General features: G+C 67.6%; 16 protein-coding genes. 6 read left to right on the top strand and 10 right to left on the bottom strand.

Features of this window, described 5'->3' with window-relative positions; translation table 11 throughout:
• Positions 1-304: 304 nt before the first annotated feature.
• Entirely contained in the window at positions 305-3,031 is a 2,727-nt protein-coding gene (locus ABWO17_RS09845) for a PAS domain S-box protein (RefSeq protein ID WP_353118039.1), read from the bottom strand.
• Positions 3,032-3,389: 358 nt separating this feature from the next.
• Between ABWO17_RS09845 and ABWO17_RS09850 the strand changes: the two genes are divergently transcribed.
• Positions 3,390-4,583: a glycosyltransferase family 9 protein gene (locus ABWO17_RS09850; RefSeq protein ID WP_353118041.1), complete on the top strand. Its 1,194-nt coding sequence runs from the start codon at positions 3,390-3,392 to the stop codon at positions 4,581-4,583.
• A gap of 243 nt (positions 4,584-4,826) precedes the next feature.
• Here the strand turns inward: ABWO17_RS09850 and ABWO17_RS09855 are convergent, their stop codons facing one another.
• From ABWO17_RS09855 to ABWO17_RS09865, 3 genes are all read right to left on the bottom strand, one after another.
• Positions 4,827-5,642: a tetratricopeptide repeat protein gene (locus ABWO17_RS09855; RefSeq protein WP_353118043.1), complete on the bottom strand. Its 816-nt coding sequence runs from the start codon at positions 5,640-5,642 to the stop codon at positions 4,827-4,829.
• A complete protein-coding gene (nadD, locus tag ABWO17_RS09860; RefSeq protein WP_353118045.1) occupies positions 5,633-6,463 on the bottom strand; it encodes a nicotinate (nicotinamide) nucleotide adenylyltransferase in 831 nt (276 codons plus the stop codon). Before nadD ends, ABWO17_RS09855 begins: the two co-directional genes overlap by 10 nt.
• Before the next feature lie 155 nt (positions 6,464-6,618).
• Positions 6,619-7,932, bottom strand: coding sequence for a glutamate-5-semialdehyde dehydrogenase (locus ABWO17_RS09865; RefSeq protein WP_353118046.1), 1,314 nt, complete (start codon positions 7,930-7,932; stop codon positions 6,619-6,621).
• Between the two features lie 563 nt (positions 7,933-8,495).
• Here ABWO17_RS09865 and ABWO17_RS09870 point away from each other — a divergent pair.
• The 5 genes from ABWO17_RS09870 to ABWO17_RS09890 all read left to right on the top strand — a co-directional run bounded on the left by ABWO17_RS09870 (position 8,496) and on the right by ABWO17_RS09890 (position 14,397).
• Positions 8,496-9,191 carry a tetratricopeptide repeat protein gene (locus ABWO17_RS09870; protein ID WP_353118048.1) on the top strand — a complete coding sequence of 232 codons (696 nt, stop codon included), beginning with the start codon at positions 8,496-8,498 and terminating at the stop codon, positions 9,189-9,191.
• Between the two features lie 4 nt (positions 9,192-9,195).
• Positions 9,196-11,073, top strand: a complete 1,878-nt coding sequence (gene iorA, locus ABWO17_RS09875; protein WP_353118050.1) for an indolepyruvate ferredoxin oxidoreductase subunit alpha — start codon at positions 9,196-9,198, stop codon at positions 11,071-11,073.
• The gene (locus tag ABWO17_RS09880; protein ID WP_012611758.1) at positions 11,070-11,675 is read left to right on the top strand and encodes an indolepyruvate oxidoreductase subunit beta; all 606 of its coding nucleotides are present in this window, start codon (positions 11,070-11,072) and stop codon (positions 11,673-11,675) included. The genes iorA and ABWO17_RS09880 overlap by 4 nt, the downstream gene beginning before the upstream one ends.
• 4 nt (positions 11,676-11,679) lie before the next feature.
• Positions 11,680-13,263 (top strand): sigma-54-dependent Fis family transcriptional regulator, encoded by a 1,584-nt coding sequence (locus tag ABWO17_RS09885; RefSeq protein WP_353118053.1) that lies wholly within the window; start codon positions 11,680-11,682, stop codon positions 13,261-13,263.
• A gap of 189 nt (positions 13,264-13,452) precedes the next feature.
• Positions 13,453-14,397 carry a GNAT family N-acetyltransferase gene (locus ABWO17_RS09890; RefSeq protein WP_353118055.1) on the top strand — a complete coding sequence of 315 codons (945 nt, stop codon included), beginning with the start codon at positions 13,453-13,455 and terminating at the stop codon, positions 14,395-14,397.
• Between the two features lie 191 nt (positions 14,398-14,588).
• Here ABWO17_RS09890 and ABWO17_RS09895 read toward each other — a convergent pair whose 3' ends face one another.
• The 6 genes from ABWO17_RS09895 to ABWO17_RS09920 all read right to left on the bottom strand — a co-directional run bounded on the left by ABWO17_RS09895 (position 14,589) and on the right by ABWO17_RS09920 (position 18,793).
• Positions 14,589-14,885, bottom strand: a complete 297-nt coding sequence (locus ABWO17_RS09895; protein WP_196608095.1) for a hypothetical protein — start codon at positions 14,883-14,885, stop codon at positions 14,589-14,591.
• Positions 14,886-15,129: 244 nt separating this feature from the next.
• Positions 15,130-15,753 (bottom strand): 2-oxoacid:acceptor oxidoreductase family protein, encoded by a 624-nt coding sequence (locus ABWO17_RS09900; RefSeq protein WP_353118057.1) that lies wholly within the window; start codon positions 15,751-15,753, stop codon positions 15,130-15,132.
• Positions 15,750-16,583: a 2-oxoacid:ferredoxin oxidoreductase subunit beta gene (locus ABWO17_RS09905; protein WP_353118059.1), complete on the bottom strand. Its 834-nt coding sequence runs from the start codon at positions 16,581-16,583 to the stop codon at positions 15,750-15,752. The genes ABWO17_RS09900 and ABWO17_RS09905 overlap by 4 nt, the downstream gene beginning before the upstream one ends.
• 7 nt (positions 16,584-16,590) lie before the next feature.
• A complete protein-coding gene (locus ABWO17_RS09910) occupies positions 16,591-17,739 on the bottom strand; it encodes a 2-oxoacid:acceptor oxidoreductase subunit alpha (protein ID WP_353118061.1) in 1,149 nt (382 codons plus the stop codon).
• Positions 17,740-17,743: 4 nt separating this feature from the next.
• Positions 17,744-18,070, bottom strand: coding sequence for a 4Fe-4S dicluster domain-containing protein (locus ABWO17_RS09915; protein WP_353118063.1), 327 nt, complete (start codon positions 18,068-18,070; stop codon positions 17,744-17,746).
• Between the two features lie 489 nt (positions 18,071-18,559).
• The gene (locus ABWO17_RS09920; RefSeq protein WP_353118064.1) at positions 18,560-18,793 is read right to left on the bottom strand and encodes a hypothetical protein; all 234 of its coding nucleotides are present in this window, start codon (positions 18,791-18,793) and stop codon (positions 18,560-18,562) included.
• Between the last annotated feature and the right edge of the window lie 108 nt (positions 18,794-18,901).

Genomic DNA, 18,901 nt, shown 5'->3' on the forward strand with positions numbered 1-18,901 from the left:
GGGTTAGTCTCTGTGCGGATAGTTAGCATGAATGCGCCCGTGACGGCGGTGACGGATGTGTGACGATTTGCAGAAGCCCCGGCGCGGGCCTGGCATTGCCGTATGGGTACTGCCGCAGGAGTACTGCCGTGCGGGCCGTGGCGGTGCAGGAACAGGCAAAGAAGGAAGCCACAGGGGCGTGGAGGAGGGCAGGGCGTACCGGCGGGAAGTTCGGCCGGGCGTCGGGCTTTGGTCGGACCAGTCAGGGCCGGTCAGACATGACCGGACACGGAACAGCCCCGGATATGGAGGGAGTGCGGCAGAATCAGGCCAGGGGCAGGCGCACCACGAACACCGCGCCGCCTTCCGGCGCTTCCTCTATGGTGATGGAGCCCTTGTGGTTGGTGACCACGATGAAGTAGGCCACGGAAAGGCCAAGTCCGGTGCCCGCGCCCGCCTCGCGCGTGGTGAAGAACGGCTCGAAGGCGCGGCGGCGCAGTTCCGGGGACATGCCGGGGCCGTTGTCGCCTACCTCGATGCGTACGTGCGCCGCCTCGGCGGCGGTGGTCAGGGTCAGTACCGGCGGCGGCCCGTCGTCGCGCAGCGCCAGCGCCTGGGCCGCGTTCTTGAACAGGTTCAGGAACACCTGCTCCATCTCGCTGGCGGAACAGCGTACCGGCGGCAACTGCGGGTCGTAGCGGCGCACCACGGCAATGCGCTTGAAGTCGTAGTTGCGGGCCAGGCTGTAGTCGGTGACGGCCAGTTCAAGGGTGCGTTCCAGCAGTTCGTTGATCTGCACCGGCACGCGGGAAGGGTCGCTGCGGCGGCTGAAGGTGAGCATGTTGGCCACGATGCGCGCCGCGCGTTCGCCGGATTCGCGGATGCCGTCCAGCAGCCCGCCGATGCGGCGTGCCTCGGCATAGGCGGCGATGCGGCCAAAGTCCACGCCTTGTCCTTCCGCCGCCGCGCGGTTGGCGGGCAGTTCGTCCAGCAGGCGGCGGCGCAGGTTCTGCACCCCTTGGAGTATCCCTCCCAGGGGGTTGTTGATCTCGTGAGCCATGCCCGCCGCAAGGCTCCCCACCGAAGCCATCTTTTCGGCCTGCACCATCAGGTCTTCCATGGCGGCACGCTCGCTCACGTCATCCAGGCGCAGGATGCCCCACATCTCTTCGCCGGTCTCCAGCGGAATGGCGGTAACGTCTTCCACCCGGCGGGACACACCGGTCAGGGCGCCCGGCTGAACGCCCGTAGGCAGCTCGGCCGGGGTGGCCACCCGTTCCGGCGGCGTGGCCATGCCCCCGCGCCGTGCCGCGTGCAGCCTGGGCAGGTGGCGGATCAGTTCCGGGGCGATTTCCGCCAGCGGGCGGCCATGGGCGGACGGTGCCGCGACGCCGAAGCGTCGCTCCGCAGCCGGGTTCCACAGCACCACCCTGTCGGCGGCGTCGGCCACCACGATGGCCGAGGGCATGGCGTCCAGCACCCCCTTCAGGTGGCGCTGGGCGCGGGACAAGGCGCGATTGGCGCGCGAAAGGTCGGCCAGCAGGGCCTGCCGCTCGCGTTCGGACTCCATGAGCACCGTCAGGTCGTGCAGGATGAAGGCCACGGCATCGGGCGTGCCCGGCGCGCCGGCCACGGGGTACAGGCGCAGGGCCATCCAGCGGGTGGTGCCGTCTGGCGTGGCGCCGGGCGGAAATTCCAGCGGTTCGGTGACGATGGGCTCGCCCGCCAGGGCGGCCTGGGCCAGCCCGTGCAGCCGGGCGTGCAGCACGTAGCGGTCCTGGTCCAGGGTGTACACGGCGGGGTTGCCCGTGGCCTCCGCAAGGCCGTGCAGGGCCAGCCACTCGGCATTGGCCTCGCGCAGGGTGCCGTCCGGGTGCAGCAGGGCCATGGCGAAGGGGGCCTGGGTAAGCACCGCGCGGAACTGTTGCTCGCGCGCGTGCAGGGCCTGTTCGGCCTCCTTCAGGTCGGTGATGTCGGTCAGCATCACCAGCACCGCCGGTCGGCCGTCCCATTCCAGCAGCACCCCGGTGCCGAACACCCAGCGTTCGCCCTCGGGCACGCAGATGCGCACCGGGGGATAGGTGCCCAGCGGCTCGCCGCTCAGGCGGCGTATGTACCTGTCCCGGGCCACGGGCCGGTCGGCGGGGTGCAGGTAGTCGGTAAACGGGGTTCCCACCAGTTCCTGCACGGGGCGGCGCAGAATCTCGCCGATGCGCGGGTTGACGAAGCGCAGCAGCCCGTCCTGGATGACCGCGATGCCTTCCTGCGCGGTGTGGAAGATGGTTCGGTACTTCAGTTCCGCCGCAGCCAGCCGCTGCTCGGTGGCCTTGCGTTCCTCCACCTCGCGCTCCAGTTCCGCGCCGCGCCGGGCAAGGGCGCCCAGCGCGGTGACGAAGGTAAGCCCCAGCAGCACGAACACGGACACGCCCAGGACCGCCGTGGCCAGGATGTAGCGGCGTTCTCCCGCGTGCACGTCGCCAAGGTACGAGCCGGTGCCGATGTAGCAGGCCAGTTCGGGGATGGGCAGCACGAACGACAGTTTTTCTTCCGGCGCGCTGCCGCTGGGCGGTGTGTAGCGGTACGAGAAGTAGCCGCCGTCGGGGTTCGCCTGCGCGGTCCTGATGAGTTCGACGATGATGGCCACGCCGTCCGCGTCGCGCAGGCCAAGGCCGCTGCGGCCCTCCATCTGCGGTTCGTAGGGCTGGACCAGCACGGTGCCATCGTAGCCGCTCATGAAAATGTAGTTGGGACCACGGGTATCGTTGAAGATCATGGTGCGCACCCGCTCGCGGACCAGCACCAGGGCATGGTCGCGGCCATAGGCACCGGCGGCAAGTTCGTCCAGCACCGGCTGCACCTGGTTGCGAGCCAGCAGCACCATTTCGCGCAGGTGGCTGCGGCGGTATGTTTCCGCCGTTTCCCAGAAGGTATGCACCGCATGCAGCAGGAACAGGGTGAACACCCCGCACGCCAGTATCAGCAGCAGCCACAGCCGTCGCACGGGCGGGCTGCGCAGCAGCGAGGAAAGGGCGTGGGGGGGAATGGCGTTCATTGGTTGCCTGGAGTTTGCCCGAAGGCTGTCCATGGGTGTCTGCCGTGCGGCGGAATGGGCACCAGTCTAGCACCGCGCATCGCAGGGTGCCGTGATAAAGCCTGCCGCAGCGCGTTGCTGCCGGTGGCGCGTGCCGGGGGCGGCAGGCGGCGGAACGTGGCGCTTTTCTTTCCGCGCCGCTGCTGGTAGTGCTGTGCCGCACCGGCCCTGCGGTTGTGCCGCAGGGGTGATGCAAACCCTATCGATACCTGAAATACGACTCGAAGGAAACGGTAACGGTGCTCCTGCGTTCAGTGGTGAGCGCTATACCCGTACCTCGGTGACCATGCAACCGCGCCGGATACCTGGCGGAGAACGGATGGCCCTGCCCAAGACATGGCTGGTGGTGCGCCTGAGCGCGCTGGGCGACGTGGTGCTGACCACGGGGGTGCTGCTGTGGCTGCACCGCACCCGTGGCTGGCGCTTCGTGGTGCTGACGCGGCCACAGTGGGCTCCGGTATTCCGCAACCATCCCGCCGTTGACCGGGTGGCCTCGATGGACCCGCGCGATTTGCGCCCCGCCGCGTTGCCCGGCCTGGTGCGGAGCCTTGCGGCCACGCTGCCCGGCGCGGGCCTGCTGGACCTGCACGGCACCTTGCGCTCGCGACTGCTGGGGGCGCTGTGGCCCGGTACGGTGCGTCGCTACCCCAAGTTTTCGCTGGAACGGCGTCTGTTCCTGCGGTCCGGCGGACGGCTGTTCCGCGAGCGGTTGCGGGCCAGTAACGTGACGCAGCGCTACACCTTGGCGATACAGGAAGCGCCACCGCCGCGTTCCGCGCTGCTGCCGCGCATCCTGCTGGACGACGCGGAGCGCGAGCGGGGCCTGGCCCTGTTGCGCGAAGCTGGGCTGTTGCCTGCGGGAACGCCGATTGGGACGCCGGACGGCGCGTCAGGTGGAGCATCGGGCGGCGTATCGGGAGGTGCCTCCGCGCCGCTCCGCCCGCTGGTGGCCCTGCATCCCTATTCCACGCATCCGGACAAGGCCTGGCTGCCCGATGCCTGGCGCGATCTGGCCGGGCATCTTTCCGCAGCCGGGTATGCGTGGTTTGTGGTGGGGCGATCCGGCGGAAAGGGAAATGCTGTTGCTGAAGCTGGGGACGACGAGGCCACGCCGCTTTCCGGATTTGTGGAGCAGACCCGCTTGGCTGGCGGGCTGGCTGCGGACTTTACCGACCGCACGGACCTGCGCGAAACCTGCGCGCTGCTGGCCGCCGCCGACGTGCTGGTGACCGGTGATTCCGGCCCCATGCACCTTGCCGCCGGGGTGGACACCCCGGTGGTGGCGCTGTTCGGCCCCACCACCCGCGAATGGGGCTTCTATCCGGAAGGCCCGCGCGACGTGGTGCTGGAAACCGGGGATGCCTGTCGCCCCTGTTCGCTGCACGGCAGCAGGCGTTGCGCCCATTCCGGGCGCTGCATGACGGGCATCGCGCCCGATGCGGTGTTCGCGGCGGTGCGGCGGGTGACGGGGGAAGAGATGGCCGGAAAGGGCGCGGAAACCGAGACCCACTGAGATGAACCCCGTGGCGGTCCTGTCGGTGATTCCTGACGGGGGCGGCGAGCGGGAATGGCGACGGCCCCTTGGTAGCGCCGGGCGTGGGGCGGTGATCGGGACGGCGCGCAAGGTCCGCAGATGGGGCAGGGCGGACCGTCGGCATGTGGCGGATGGATAGTTGGCGGGATGGCGTGCGGCGCTGCCCGCCTTTTTTCGTCAGCGCGTCACCGCGTCAGCAGGGCAGCGGTTTCCTTCCTTCCGTCAGCGTACCAGGCGGGACAGCAGTTCCCGCGCCTCGGTCAGCGAAGGATCGGCCTGCCACGCGCGGTTGGCGTATTCGTACGCCTTGTCGCGCTTGCGCCATTCCATGTACAGCTTGGCCAGGTTCAGCATGGTGCGCGGGTGCGAACCGAACTGGCGCAACGCGCGCAGGTACACGATTTCCGCCTTGGGGTATTCGCGCAGTTCCAGGTAGGCGGCCACCGCGCCGGAGTAAGCCGGGGCCTCTCCGGCAAAGCGTTCCAGCGCCGATTCGAACAGTTCCGCCGCTTCGTAGAACAGCCGGGCCCGCAGGAAGCGCTGCCCGATGTCGGTAAGCACCCCCGGTTCGTGCCCCCACTCGTCGGCCACACGGCGCAACAAGGCCCGCCCGCGCGGCAGGTCGCCCGCGTCCAACCGGGACTGGCCGTTGCCGGTCAGTTCCATCTTGCGCATCAGCACCTTCTGGGCCTGTTCGGCCGCACGGGCGCGTTCGTCCTCCAGCATGGCGTGCCGGATGGATTCCAGGCGCTCGGCCAGGGGCAGTTCGTCGCCGGGCGCGTAAGCCACGTACGGGCCGGAAAGCACCTTGCGCTTTTCGAAGAACTTTTGAATGACGTGATTTCTATTGAGATCGTTGACGAATTCATGGATGTGCACTTCCGTTTCAAAGCGCGCCTGCCCGATGAGCAGGGTGCCTTCGTACGCGTGCAAGGCCTTTTCCATGGCCTCCAGGGCGCGTGTCAGGTAGCCGCGCGCCAGATAGGCGCGGGACCGCGCGATGTTGTCGCGCACGGCCTTGGGGGCGGTCATTCGCATGGGGTGTCCTTGTCGGAACAGTGAGGGCAGAAACAGTGCGATCCGGAGCCGTGCGGCGCGGGCGTGGCAAGGGTATCCGGGGCGGCGTGTGCCCAGCAGCGGCGCACTTCGTCAACGTGGGCGCGCAGCAGGGTGTCCACGTCGTCGGGCACCAGCAGGCGGATGTCCGCACCGCGCAGCCATTTGCCGCGCAGCAGTGATGCGCTGATGTCCAGCCGGGGCAGGGGCAGGAAGGTCAGGGTGGTATCGCCGTAGGGGCCGCCGGGCAACAGGTGGCGTTCCATGCCCGGCGTGTCTGCCTGATGCGGCGAATGGGGCGAATGGGGCGGATGGGCCTGACCCGGAGGACAGGCCGGCAACGCGGCGGCGTCGGGCCAGTGCGTGGCCAGGGCCGCGCGAAAGGCTTCCGGCCCGCTGCCCGCGCGGGGCACCACCACGAAGTCGGCGATGCGCGGCAACTCCACTCCCCGGTGCCAGTGGGGCAGCATCTCGAAATCCTCACCGCCCAGGATGAAGAACGGCGCGGCGCTTGGTTCGGCGGCGCGGTAGGCGTGCAGGGTGTCCCAGGTGTACGAGGGGCCGGTGCGTCCGGCTTCCAGCGCGTTCACGGCCAGTGCGGCAAAGGGCCGCACGGCGGCGCGCAGCAGGGACAGGCGCAGGCCGAAGGGCAAGAGGTCGTGTCCGTCCTTGTGGGGGGGCACGGCGCACGGCACAAGGTCGATACGGTCTGGCCGCAGCGCCTCGGCCACTTCGATGGCCAGACGCAGATGCCCCGCATGCACCGGGTTGAAGCTGCCGCCAAGTATGCCGATGCGCCGCATGAACCTTTCGCCGTCCCCTTGGTTTCCTCTGGTCCCGTGATGCATCCGTGGCGGACCGTGCAGCAGGCACGTACGGTCCACGGGGCGTTACCGGCGCGGCGGACCCCGTCGGGGCGCCGCGCTGGTCAGGTTTTCCGCTATTCCCGCTGTTCCCGCTACTCCCGTATCTGGCCCGCGCCGAACACCACGAACTTGGTGGTGGTCAGTTCCTGCACGCCCATGGGGCCGTAGGAATGCAGCTTGGACGTGCTGATGCCGATCTCGGCGCCAAGGCCAAGCTGCCCGCCGTCGTTGAAGCGGGTGGAGGCGTTCACCGCCACCATGGATGCGTCGGCCTCGCGCAGGAAGCGCATGGCCCGGGCGTGGTCGCGGGTGCAGATGATTTCGGTGTGGTTGGACCCGTGCGCGGCGATGTGGGCCAGCGCCTCGTCCATGTCGTCCACCACGCGCACGGCCAGGATCAGGTCGTGGAATTCCATGCCGTAGTCATCCGGCGTGGCGGCGGAGGCTGCATCGCCCAGCAGCGGCAGCGAGGCCGGGCACGCGCGAAAGGTCACCCCGGCAGGGGCCAGCCGGGCGGCCACGGCGGGCAGCAGGGCGGCGGCTTCGTCCCTGTGCACCAGCAGGCATTCCAGCGCGTTGCACACGCCGGGGCGCTGCACCTTGCCGTTGAAGACGATCTCCACGGCCTGTTGCAGGTCCGCGCCCGCGTCCACGTAGGCGTGGCACACGCCCTTGTAGTGCTTCAGCACGGGCATGGTGGCCTGCTGCACCACGGCGCGGATCAGCGTTTCGCCCCCGCGCGGAATGATCACGTCGATGTACTGTTCCAGCGCGCACAGGGCGCCCACGGCGGCCCGGTCGGTGCGCGAGACCACCTGTACCGCGTCGCCGGGCAGGCCCGAGGCGGCCATGGCCTCTGCGATGAGCCCGGCAAGGGCCAGGTTGGAGTGGATGGCCTCCGACCCGCCGCGCAGGATCACCGCGTTGCCCGCCTTCAGGCACAGGATGGCGGAATCGATGGTCACGTTGGGGCGCGATTCGTAGATGATGGCGATGACGCCGAGGGGGATGCGCATGCGCCCCACCAGCAGGCCGTTGGGCCGCTGCCACTGGGTTTCCACCGCGCCCACCGGGTCGGGCAGGCCCGCCACGTGGCGGCAGGCGGCGGCCATTTCGGCCATGATGCGCGGGGTAAGGCGCAGGCGGTCCATGCGCGGGGCGTCCATGCCCGCCGCCTCGGCGGCGGCAAGGTCGCGCGCGTTGGCGGCAAGGATGTCGGCCTCGCGCGATTCCAGCAGCCCGGCCAGTCGCAGCAGGGCGTCGATCTTGGTGGCGGGGGGCGCGGCGGCAAGTTTGCGGGCGGCTGCCTTGGCGCGCTTGCCCATGGATTCGACCAATTGGACGATGTCGCCCGTGGCGATGTCCTGTGTCGTGCCGGGGGCGGAAGAAATGTTCTGCGTGCTCATGGCGGCTCCGGCGCTCTGGCGTTCCGTGTGGTGGCGGAACGGCGTGTGAAGGTTGCGAAACATTGCTATAGCCGCAGCCCCCCGGCAACGCAACAGTATGCCCCTCCTCCCGCAGACGTAAGGCGGCTCGGTGGGATCGGGAGGGATGGCACGGGGCAGCCCCGACGGTCGGGCGCGGTACCCGGCGCATCGCGCAAGGCGGCTTGCATGATTCCGACGCGCCGTGCCACGGGCGGACGCGCAATGGCCATACGGGTGCGCGTTGGGCAGGTCAGGCGCCCGTCCGGCCAGTCCAGCCCGCCCGGCCCGTTCGGCCAGTCCTGCCAATCCGGCCCGTCTGATTTGACCAGCCCGCCCGGCCCGTCTGATTCGTCCTGTTATCCGTCCTGTCCCGCGGGCCTGCAAAAGTGCCTTGTCAAAACCCGCAAGCCCATACGGGCCGCGAGAAACCGGCCTCCGCCCGGAATCCTTTTGACATTTCTGTAATGGGAACGTAGAAGTATCGGGCTTTACGATTTCCAGCCATAAAGCGGCCCCGCGCCGCATTCCAAGGAGCAATTCGCATGTCGGAGAACACAATCCGCAAAGGCCTGCCGCGCGCCCAGCAGCAACCCGAAATTCCCCAGCCGCTGCAAGGCGAGGTGTCTGGCGAGGCCGCGCCGCTGCTGCGCTTCGTGCTGGACAACGCCCGTACCATCGCCGCCGGGCTCGGCGTGCTGGTGCTGGCCGCTGGCGCTGGCGCGGGCTACCGCTGGTGGGACGCCGAAAAGACGCGCGAGGCGCAGACCGAGTTGGGCATGCTCACCGTGGCCAAGACCGGCGCGGATCGCGTGCAGGCCCTGGAGGCGTTCCTGGCCAAGGCGCCGTCGGGCGTGCGCAACGCCGTGCTGCTGGACCTTGCCGCAGCCGCCATGGAACTGAAGGACTACGACAAGGCCGCCTCGGCCTGGGAACGTCTGGCCGCCGCCGAAGGCGCCACCGGCGTGGTGGCCCGCATCGGCCGTGCGCAGGCCCTGTCGCAGGCGGGCAAGGACGCCGAGGCCCTGGCCGTGCTGGAAGGGCTGGAAAATTCGGTGAGCGAGATTTCGCGCAATGCCGTGCGCGGCCAGTTGGCCGTCGTGGCGGAGCGTGCGGGCAAGCTGGACCGTGCCGTGGCTGCTTATGAACAGCTGATGGCCTCCGAGTCCGCTGGCAACAAGGACTATTTCAAGAGCCGCGCCGCAACGCTGAAGGCCCGCATGCAGAAGGGGGGCGCGTAAGCCCATGAGCGAACCCACTGCGACTCCGGGCACCCGCCCGGTGAACCCCCTGCTGGCCGACGAACCGGGCGCACGGCGCCTGCTGCTGGGCAACGAGGCCATCGTGCGCGGCGCGCTGGAGGCGGGCGTCAACCTGGTGGCCTGCTACCCCGGCACCCCGTCGTCCGAAGTGCCCGACACCTTCCGCCGCATTGGCGGCGGTGGCCGCTACCGCCTGGAATATTCGGTGAACGAGAAGGTGGCCATGGAAGTGGGGGCGGGTGCCGCCCTGGCCGGGGCCATGACCCTGGTGACCATGAAGCACGTGGGCGTCAACGTGGCCGCCGACCCGCTGCTGACCATGACCTATACGGGCCTGCCCGGCGGCCTGGTGCTGCTTTCCGCCGACGACCCCGGCTGCCACGCCAGTCAGAACGAGCAGGACAACCGCACTTACGCTCGTTTCGCGGGCATGCCGTGCTTCGAGCCCGCCACCGCGCAGGAAGCCAAGGACATGACGCGCGACGCGCTGTTGCTGGCGCGCGAGCTTGAACAGCCCGTGCTGTTGCGCACCACCACCCGCGTCAACCACCTGCGCGGCGCCGTGGAATTCGGCCCGCTGGGTCAGCCCGCGCCCATCGTGCCCTTCGAGCGTAATCCCCGGCGTTTCGTGCCCGTGCCCGCCGTGGCCCGTGTGCGTCACGCCGAACTGGTCAAGCACCTGGGCATGGCGCGGGAGAAGGCCGAGCATTCCCCGTGGAACACCGTGCGCGGCGAAGGGTGCTTCGGCGTCATCGCCAGCGGCATCAGCCGCGCCTACCTGTCCGACGCCCTGCACGAGACGGGCTGGACCGACCGGGTGAAGGTGCTGGACCTGGGCATGACCTGGCCCCTGCCGGAAGATCTGCTGACCGACTTCCTGTCCCAGTGCGATGCCGTGCTGGTGCTGGAAGAACTGGAACCCCTGCTGGAAAACGACGTGCGCGCGCTGGTGCAGCGCAACAACCTGCCCGTTGCCGTCAGCGGCAAGGGCGGCGCGCTGACCATCTACGGCGAATATTCCACCCAGACCGTCACTCAGGCCCTGGCTGACCTGCTGGGCGAAACCGCCCGGCTGCCGATTGCCTGCGACCCGGAAACGGCCCTGCCCGTGCGCCCGCCCAACCTGTGCCCCGGCTGTTCGCACCGCGCGCTGTACTATGCCGTGCGCAAGGTGTTCGGCGACGATGCCGTCTACTCCAGCGACATCGGCTGCTACACGCTGGGGCTGCTGCCGCCCTTGCGCATGGCCGACTTCCTGTTCTGCATGGGCTCGTCGGTGTCTGCGGGGTCCGGCTTCGCCACCGCGTCGGGCAAGCCCACGCTGGCCTTCATCGGCGATTCCACCTTCTTCCATTCCGGCATCACCGGGCTGGTCAACGCGGTGTTCAACAAGCACGACCTGATCGTGGTGGTGCTGGACAACGGCACCACGGCCATGACCGGTCACCAGCCCAACCCCGGCGTGATCCAGGATGTGCTGGGCAACGCCTGCGTGCACCTGGACATCGAGGCCGTGGTGCGCGGCTGCGGCGTGGCCGACGTGGCCAGGGTGCGGCCCTTCAACGTCAAGTCCACCATGAAGGCCCTGACGGAAATGAAGGAACGCTCCGGCGTGCGCGTGATCATCGCCGAGGAACCGTGCGTGCTCTACGCCCGGCGCACCCTGAAGAAGCCGCGCAATCAGGTGGCCTACGTCGCCGAGCAGGGGCCATCCGTGGCCGACTGTCTGGAACACCTGGCCTGCCCCGCCTTCTTCCGCGACGACACCGGCATTCACGTGGACGAGAACCTTTGCGGCGGCTGCATGGTCTGTCTACAGGTTGCGGATACCATCAAGGCCCGCAAGAGGAGCGACGCATGAGCACCCCCGCACGCATCCGCATCTATCTTACCGGCGTGGGCGGGCAGGGCACCCTGACCGCCACCACGTTGCTGGCCCGCACCGCCCTGGACCAGGGGCTGGAAGTTACCTCCGGCGAAATCCACGGCATGGCCCAGCGCGGCGGGGTGGTGGAATCCACCATCCTGCTCGGCGGCTGGATGAGCCCCAAGATCGGCCATGGCGAGGCGGACCTGATCCTTGGCTTCGAACCGCTGGAAACCCTGCGCGGCATGACCCACCTGGCCGCCGGGGGCAGCGTGTTGTCCAACACCGAGCCGCTGCCGCCGGTGGGCGTTTCCACCGGGCGCGAAGCCTACCCCGAGATGGAGCGCATCCGCGCCAAGGTGGAAGGCTGCGCCGCGAAATCGTGGTTTCTGCCGTGCCGCACCCTGGGCCTTCAGGCCGGGTCGGTGCAGGCGGGCAACAGCGTGCTGCTGGGCGCGGCCTGCGCCAGCGGGCTTCTGCCCTTTGGCCCGGACGCGCTGGAAGCCGCCATCCGCACCCATCTTGCCCCCAAACTCATGGACATGAACCTGAGGGCGGTCGAACTGGGCGTTCGGGCCGTAGCCTCCGCGAGCTGACCGCATGACCACCATCACCGACGACAAGCGCCTTCAGCCCTATCTCGGCACGCTCCAGAAGATCGTGTCCGACATGGGGCCGCAGCGACCGTTTCAGTCCACCCTGAAGTCGCTGCTCCGCACGCTGGCTGAAAACCATGACTTCCAGCGGCCGCACATCGTCATCTTCGACCCGGAAACCCGCACCCTCAAGCTCAGCCTGTCGCAGACGCCCGCCAAGGCGGACCACGTGGAATACGAGCCGGGCGTGGGCGTGACGGGGCAGGTGTTTTCCACGGGCCAGCCGGTCATCGTGCCGCGCATCAAGGACCACCCGGCGTTCCTGAACAAGGCCTTTGGCCGTTCGGACGAGGAGCAGGAAACCCTGGCCTTCATCTGCGTGCCGGTTCTCGGCCCCGCCGACGAACCCCGGCAGGGCCGCGAGGTCATCGGCACCCTCAGCGTGGACACCCCCTCGGTGCCCATGCCGCAGCTGGAATCGCACTGCCGGTTCCTGGAGGTGGTGGCGGGCATGATCGCCAACCACGCCTCGTACCTGCAGGAGGAAATGGCCCGCCAGAAGCACCTGATGACCCAGGGCCTCATCGTGGGCGACAGCAACGACATCGGGTTCACCCCGTCCAACGTGGTTGCCGCGTCCAAAGCCATGAGACTGGTGCTGAACCAGGCGGCGCAGGTTGGCCCCAGCCGCGCCACGGCGCTGCTGCGCGGCGAATCGGGCACCGGCAAGGAACTGCTGGCGGAAGCCATCCACCAGGCCAGCCCCCGGCGCGAGATGCCGCTGATCAAGCTGAACTGCGCGGCGCTGCCCTCCGAACTGGTGGAAAGCGAGCTGTTCGGCTACCAGAAGGGCGCCTTCACCGGGGCGGTGCACACCAAGAAGGGCCTGTTCGAACTGGCCAACAAGGGCACCCTGTTCCTGGACGAAGTGGGCGAACTGTCGCCCAACGCCCAGGCCAAGGTGCTGCGCGCCATCCAGGAGCAGGAAATCCAGCGCCTGGGCAGCGAACAGACCATCACCGTGGACGTGCGCCTGATCTGCGCCACCCACCAGCCGCTGGAGGAGCTTGTCGAGCGGGGGCTGTTCCGCGAGGACCTGTACTACCGCATCAACGTGTTCCCCATCTTCATTCCTCCGCTGCGCGAGCGGCGCGAGGACATCCTGCCGCTGGCGGAACACTTCCTGCGCATCTACTCCGAGGAGTATTCGCGCAGCATCAAGCGCATCTCCACCCCGGCCATCGACCTGCTGACGCAGTACCACTGGCCCGGCAACATCCGCGAACTGAAGAACTGCATCGAACGCGCGGTGCTGGTGTGCGATGAACAGGTCATCCGCACCTACCACCTGCCGCCTTCGTTGCAGACGGCGGAATCCACCGCCACGGACACCAACCTCTCGTTCTGCGAGGCGGTGGCCAAGTTCGAGCAGGAACTGCTGGTGGACGCGCTGAAGAAGGCGCGCGGCAACATGCTGCAGGCCGCGCGCGACCTGCGCGTGAGCTACCGCATCGTCAACTACAAGGTGAAGAAGTACGGCATAGACGCCAAGAAGTTTGCCGTGGCCAAGGCACGCGGCATGAAATAGGCGACGCCGCCCGGCTAACGCACGCATTGATGCGACCGGCTTCCGGCAACGGGGGCCGGTCGTTTGCTTTTTGCGCTCGGGGTGGGGGGGGGGCGCCTGCCATAGCCCCGCGACGAGGCGGCGCGGCAGGACGGGACTGGGCGCGGGTGGGCGCGGGTGGGCAAGGAAGCGCGAACCATGGGAACAGCGATGAATATTCGTGAAATGCAACGCTGTATCGAGGACAATCTGGCAACCCGGCTTGCCGGGCAGGTGGCTCTGGTGAACGGCGGAGATATGATCTACCGCCCAGGTGTTGCGGTACCGGACCGGGGGAACGGGCCGGGCATGCCGATGCCGCCGGAGGTCACCCAGCCTGAGCAGCCAGCCTTGCTGGAACGACCGGACGTGCACGCCGTGTACGCCGGGGTGGCATCGGATACCTTCAACAAGGCCTTCGGATATCGGGGCGGCGTGCCGCTGGCGGATACGGTGGCGGCGGTGCGGTCGTTCTTTGACCAGCATGGCGCACCGTACACGTGGTGGCTGGGACCGCTCTCCGGTGCGGGCGACGGGGCGGAACAGGGAGCCAACATTCCCGCCGCGCTGGCCACGCACGGCTTTGCCGTGGGCGAAGTGGAAACCGGCATGTATCTTCCGTTGGTGAATGCGGAACTGGAAGAGCCAGCGCCAACGCCGGGGCTGGATATCCGTGTTGTCCGTGATGCTGCGGGCGTGGCCGATTTTGCCTCGGTGCTGGCCGCCAACTGGAATCCGCCGGACGGCGAGGTGCTGCGCTTCCACCGCCGCGCCGCCCCGGCCCTGTGCAGCCCCGGATTCGCCGCAACGTTGCTGGTGGCGTACCAGGACGGGCAACTGGCAGGGGCGGCGGAAGTGTACCGCACCGCGTCGGGGCACCCTACGGCAGGGGACACCGCGTCGCTCGACGTGGCCGGCGTGTACAACGTGTGCACGCTGGAAGCCTTCCGGCGCAGGGGGCTGGGCACCGCCGTCACCCGTGCCGCATTGGGGCACGCCGGGCAGGCGGGTTGCCGCCACGCGGTGTTGCAGGCCTCGGGCGAGGGGTACCGCGTGTATGCCCGGCTGGGCTTTCGCGACGTGGGGCGCTTCGTGGAGTGCGTGCCCGTGGATTGAGCAACGCGCCAAGCCGTGATGCGCGACGAGTGGACTCGCCGCGCCGGACAACTGAACGACAAAAACGGGCGGGATCGCGCATGTTGCGCTATCCCGCCCGTTGCACTCCGCTGGCGTCAGCCGGTGCTGTCCGGCCTACCGGAGATGTTGAACCGTCCGGCAGCCTGACCGACCTGACAGATCGAAACGGCTTACGCCGTGGGGTCTTCGTCCAGCCAGCCCTGCAAGGCCTCGATGATCTTGCGGGCCTGGTCGGCGCTGGAGATGTTGAACTTGGACTGGGCGCGGTATTCGCCGTTCGTCTTCTTGTAGCGCTTCACCACATATTTGTCCGCGCCGTAGTCTTCGGTCTTGGGGTCCCACTGCTGGTAGCGGAACAGGATGGTGGTCCATGCGCCCTTGGAGAGCACGGACTTGTCCAGTTCCTTGACCACAAGCTGGCCGTCTTCCTCGTAATTCACCGTCAATTCTTCAATGGTCGTGCTCATGGTCTGGTCCGTCTGCGCCCGGCGAAGGGCGGAAATGCGTTGTTAATATCTGGGTAGAAAAACTTCGGATCAATTTTTTCGTGATTCGGGCGCTGTGACCGCGCACAGCGCCCGCGAGGGACACGAATTTCGTTCTCCGGCAAGGAAGGCGAGTTCGCCGCGATGGGAGCGTACTCTTTGGTACGTGACCGGAGCGGCGAACGATGCCTGACACCGACAGGGGGCAAAAGGACGGGCGCGCCCCCTAGACTATGATGTCGTCCTCGGCATGCGCCCCATTCTCCTCTGCCGCTGCCCAGATGCCGCCCGCATCGCCGAAGTGGCGCTGGGCCTGCTTCAGCCCCAGGGCAAAGGCCTTGGCGTTCACCTCGCGGATCTTGGCGGGCAGGTTGGCTTCCATGCTCTTGCGCATCACCCTCGGGTCGGCGAAGGGCAAGAGGTGCGTCACCGCGCCCATGACCATGGTGTTGATGGTCATGGGGTTGCCTATCTGCTCCTTGGCCATCTGGGTGAACGGCAGGCCCAGGTACACGTTGGTGGGTGCGTGCTTGACCAGGGTGGTATCCACCAGCAGGATACCGGTCTTTTTCAGCAGCCGGTAGTAGCTGTTGCACGCCTCGGGGCTCAGCGCAACCAGCAGGTCCAGGCTTTCGGTCTTGGGGTAGCTGATGGGGCGCGAACTGACAACCACGTCGGCGCGGCTGGAGCCGCCGCGCGCCTCGGGGCCGTAACTCTGGGTCTGGGTGACGTAGTAGCCGTGGCTCAGCGCCAGCGCAGAGCCCAGCAGGCGGCCCAGGGTAATCAGCCCCTGCCCGCCCAGGCCCGAAAGGCGGATTTCGAAACGGTCTATGGGTTGCGGCGCCTTCATCGGTTCTGCCCCATGAGTTTGCGTTGCAGCTCGAAGTAGCGTTCCTCAAGCCCTGGCTCTTCCACGTCGCGGAACACCCCGATGGGGACGCGTCCGTCGTCCGGCTTTTGCGTGGGGTCTTTCAGGGTCTCCACCTTCACGGTGTTGGACTTCAGCCACTTGTACATGTCCACGGCGTTGCGGAACTTGTTCTTGCGCCCGTACTGGGTGGGGCAGGGGCTGTACACCTCCACCACCGAAAAGCCGGGATGCATGATGGCCGAGCTGATCAGCCTGTCCATCTGGATGGCGTGGAACGAGGTGCCGCGCGCCACGTAGCTTGCGCCCGCAGCCATGCACATTTCCGCGATGTCGAAGGACTTTTCCAGCGATCCGAAGGGCGTGGTCATGGAAATGTCGCCCTGCGGCGTGGCGGACGAACACTGCCCGCCGGTCATGCCGTAGATCTGGTTGTTCAGGATCAACGCGGTGACGCCGATGTTGCGCCGCGCGGCGTGGATGAGGTGGTTGCCGCCGATGGACATGGCGTCGCCGTCGCCCATGACGCAGATGACCTTCAGCTTGGGGTTGGCCATCTTGATGCCGGTGGCGAAGGTAAGCGCCCGGCCATGGGTGGTGTGTACGGTATTGAAGTCCACGTACACGGCCATGCGGCCCGAACAGCCGATGCCCGCCACCAGCACCACGTCGTCCTTGGGCAGGCCCAGCGCGTGCACGCTGCGGATCAGCGATCCCAGCACGATGCCGTGGCCGCAGCCCGCGCAGAACACGTGGGGGAACTTCTTGTTATGGCGCAGGTAGTCGTGGATGAGTTGGGTAACGTCCGCCATGGCCCACCTACAGTATGGCTTTCAGGATTTCGGAGGGCGTGATGATCTGCCCGTCCACCCGGTTGATGGTGCGCACCTTGGTGCGGCCATTGTTGACGCGCTTCACCTCGCGCGACATCTGCCCCATGTTCATTTCGGGCACGACGACGGTGTGGCAGCGGTGGGTCAGTTTTTCCACCGCCGGACGGGGGAAGGGGAACAGCGTCTTCAGGGTCAGCAGCCCGGCCTTGGCCCCGCGTTCGCGGGCCTGCTCCACGGCCAGATAGGCGGAACGCGCCACGCTGCCGTAAGCCACCACGGCCACGTCCGCGTCATCCAGCATGTATTCGTCGGCCATCTGGATGTCGCCGTAATACTGGTCGATCTTGCGGAACAGGCGCAGCATGGCGTCCTTCACCTCGTCCGGGCGCTGGGTGGGATAGCCCATGACGTCGTGGGTCAGCCCGGTGACGTGGGTGCGGTAGCCGGACCCGATGGGGGCCATGGCGGGCACGCCGCGCGCCGTGTCGGCATAGGGCTTGAACCATTCCGGTGGCACCGTGGGCGTGACGCGGGAAAGGATTTCCACCTCGTCCGGGTCGGGCACGGTGATCTTTTCGCGGGTGTGGGCCGTCACCTCGTCCAGCAGCAGGATGACCGGGGTGCGGTATTTTTCGGCAAAGTTGAAGGCCGTCACTGTCATTTCCAGGCATTCCTGCACGTTGGATGCGGACAGCACGATGATGGGGTGGTCGCCGTGGGTACCCCAGCGAGCCATCTGCACGTCGGCCTGGGCAGGGCTTGTGGGCAGACCGGTACTGGGGCCGCCGCGCATGACGTTGACCACCACCAGCGGCGCCTCGACCATGCAGGCGTAGCCGATGTGCTCCTGCATCAGGGCAAAGCCCGGGCCGGAGGTGGCCGTCATGGCCTTGCGCCCCGCCAGCGACGCGCCGATGGTGGCGCCCATGCTGGCGATTTCGTCTTCCATCTGGATGAACACGCCGTCCTCGATCAGGGGCAGGCGGTTGGCCATGACCTCCATGATCTCTGTGGACGGGGTGATGGGGTAGCCCGCGTAGAACGAGCACCCGGCCAGCAGTGCGCCTTCGGCCACCGCCTCGTTGCCGAGCGCGAACAGTTCGCGTCTCTTGCGTTTCTTGCGTTGCACCGCCATGGCGTCACTCTTCGGGGTTGGGGTTCGGTTCGGCCGTGCGCACCGGGGGCGAGGCGCGACCGTGTTCGTTCTCGGGGTCGCTCCATTCGCTGCGCGGGTCCGGCTGGCCTGCACCGTTGCGGGTGCGCGGCTTGATGGCGATGGCGAAGTCCGGACAGTGCAACTCGCAGAACCCGCAATTGATGCACTCGTCCTCGTTGGCCACCTCGGCCTTGCCGAAGGCGTTCAGCACAAGCACCTTGGCGGGGCAGAACGCCACGCACAGGCCGCAGCCCTTGCACCAGTCGGGGTATACGCAGACGCGGGTCTGACCTTTTTGCTTCTTTGACATAGCCGCACCAATGGTGGCGTTGGGTGCAACGGAGCAGGGCGTCCGTTCCGTGGTGGCCGGGCCGCTTGGGCCGGGATGATGCGAGCGGTGAGAGTGCCGCCCCTGCGCGCGTTTGGGCCATCAATAAACGCAACTACAGGTCACGGCAAGAAAAATTCGGCATGTTGCACGGTTGTGCAAACAATGGAAGCATGCCGGGCGCATGGTGCGGGGCCGTGTGTTTCATGCGTGATGCAGCGGCGGCGCGGTATGCAGCCCGAGTCGGCCCGCCACAGCCTGCCGTGAACGAGCGGGAAAGGGGCACGGCACGGGCGGCGCAATGGACGCAAAATGCAATGCGGCGACGGCAGGACGGCGCGGGCGTGGTTCCCGCAGGAACGACGGATCGGAGGAGGGGCGGAAAATGAAACGGCGGCACCCGAAGGAGCCGCCGATACGTACGTCATGTCAGTTGATGAAAACCGCAGGATGCGCCTTGCCAATGCGCCGTCAGATGGACCAGCTTGCAATCAGCCCCCGGATCACTTCCGGCGGCACGCCGCGTTGCGATGCGGTCATGATCTTGGTGGGGTATTGCTCCGCCACCTGCAATGAACGCATGTACAGGGCGATGATTTCGTCCGTCACCTGAAGGCGCATGCCGGAGCGTACCTGCTGGCCCAGCACCATTTCCAGTATTCTGCGCCCGGAAAAGGTGGAGATGTCGGAATAGATGTACGCCATGGCGCACCCCCTTTGGCACGATAGCCGTGACGTCACGACCTCGTCCCCCGCTATCGTCCGGAATGCGGATGGGGACGGCGTCATGTCCGCCGGTTCGGGGCTGCCTGT

It is taken from the genome of Nitratidesulfovibrio sp. (assembly GCF_040373385.1).
Lineage (GTDB): Bacteria > Desulfobacterota > Desulfovibrionia > Desulfovibrionales > Desulfovibrionaceae > Cupidesulfovibrio.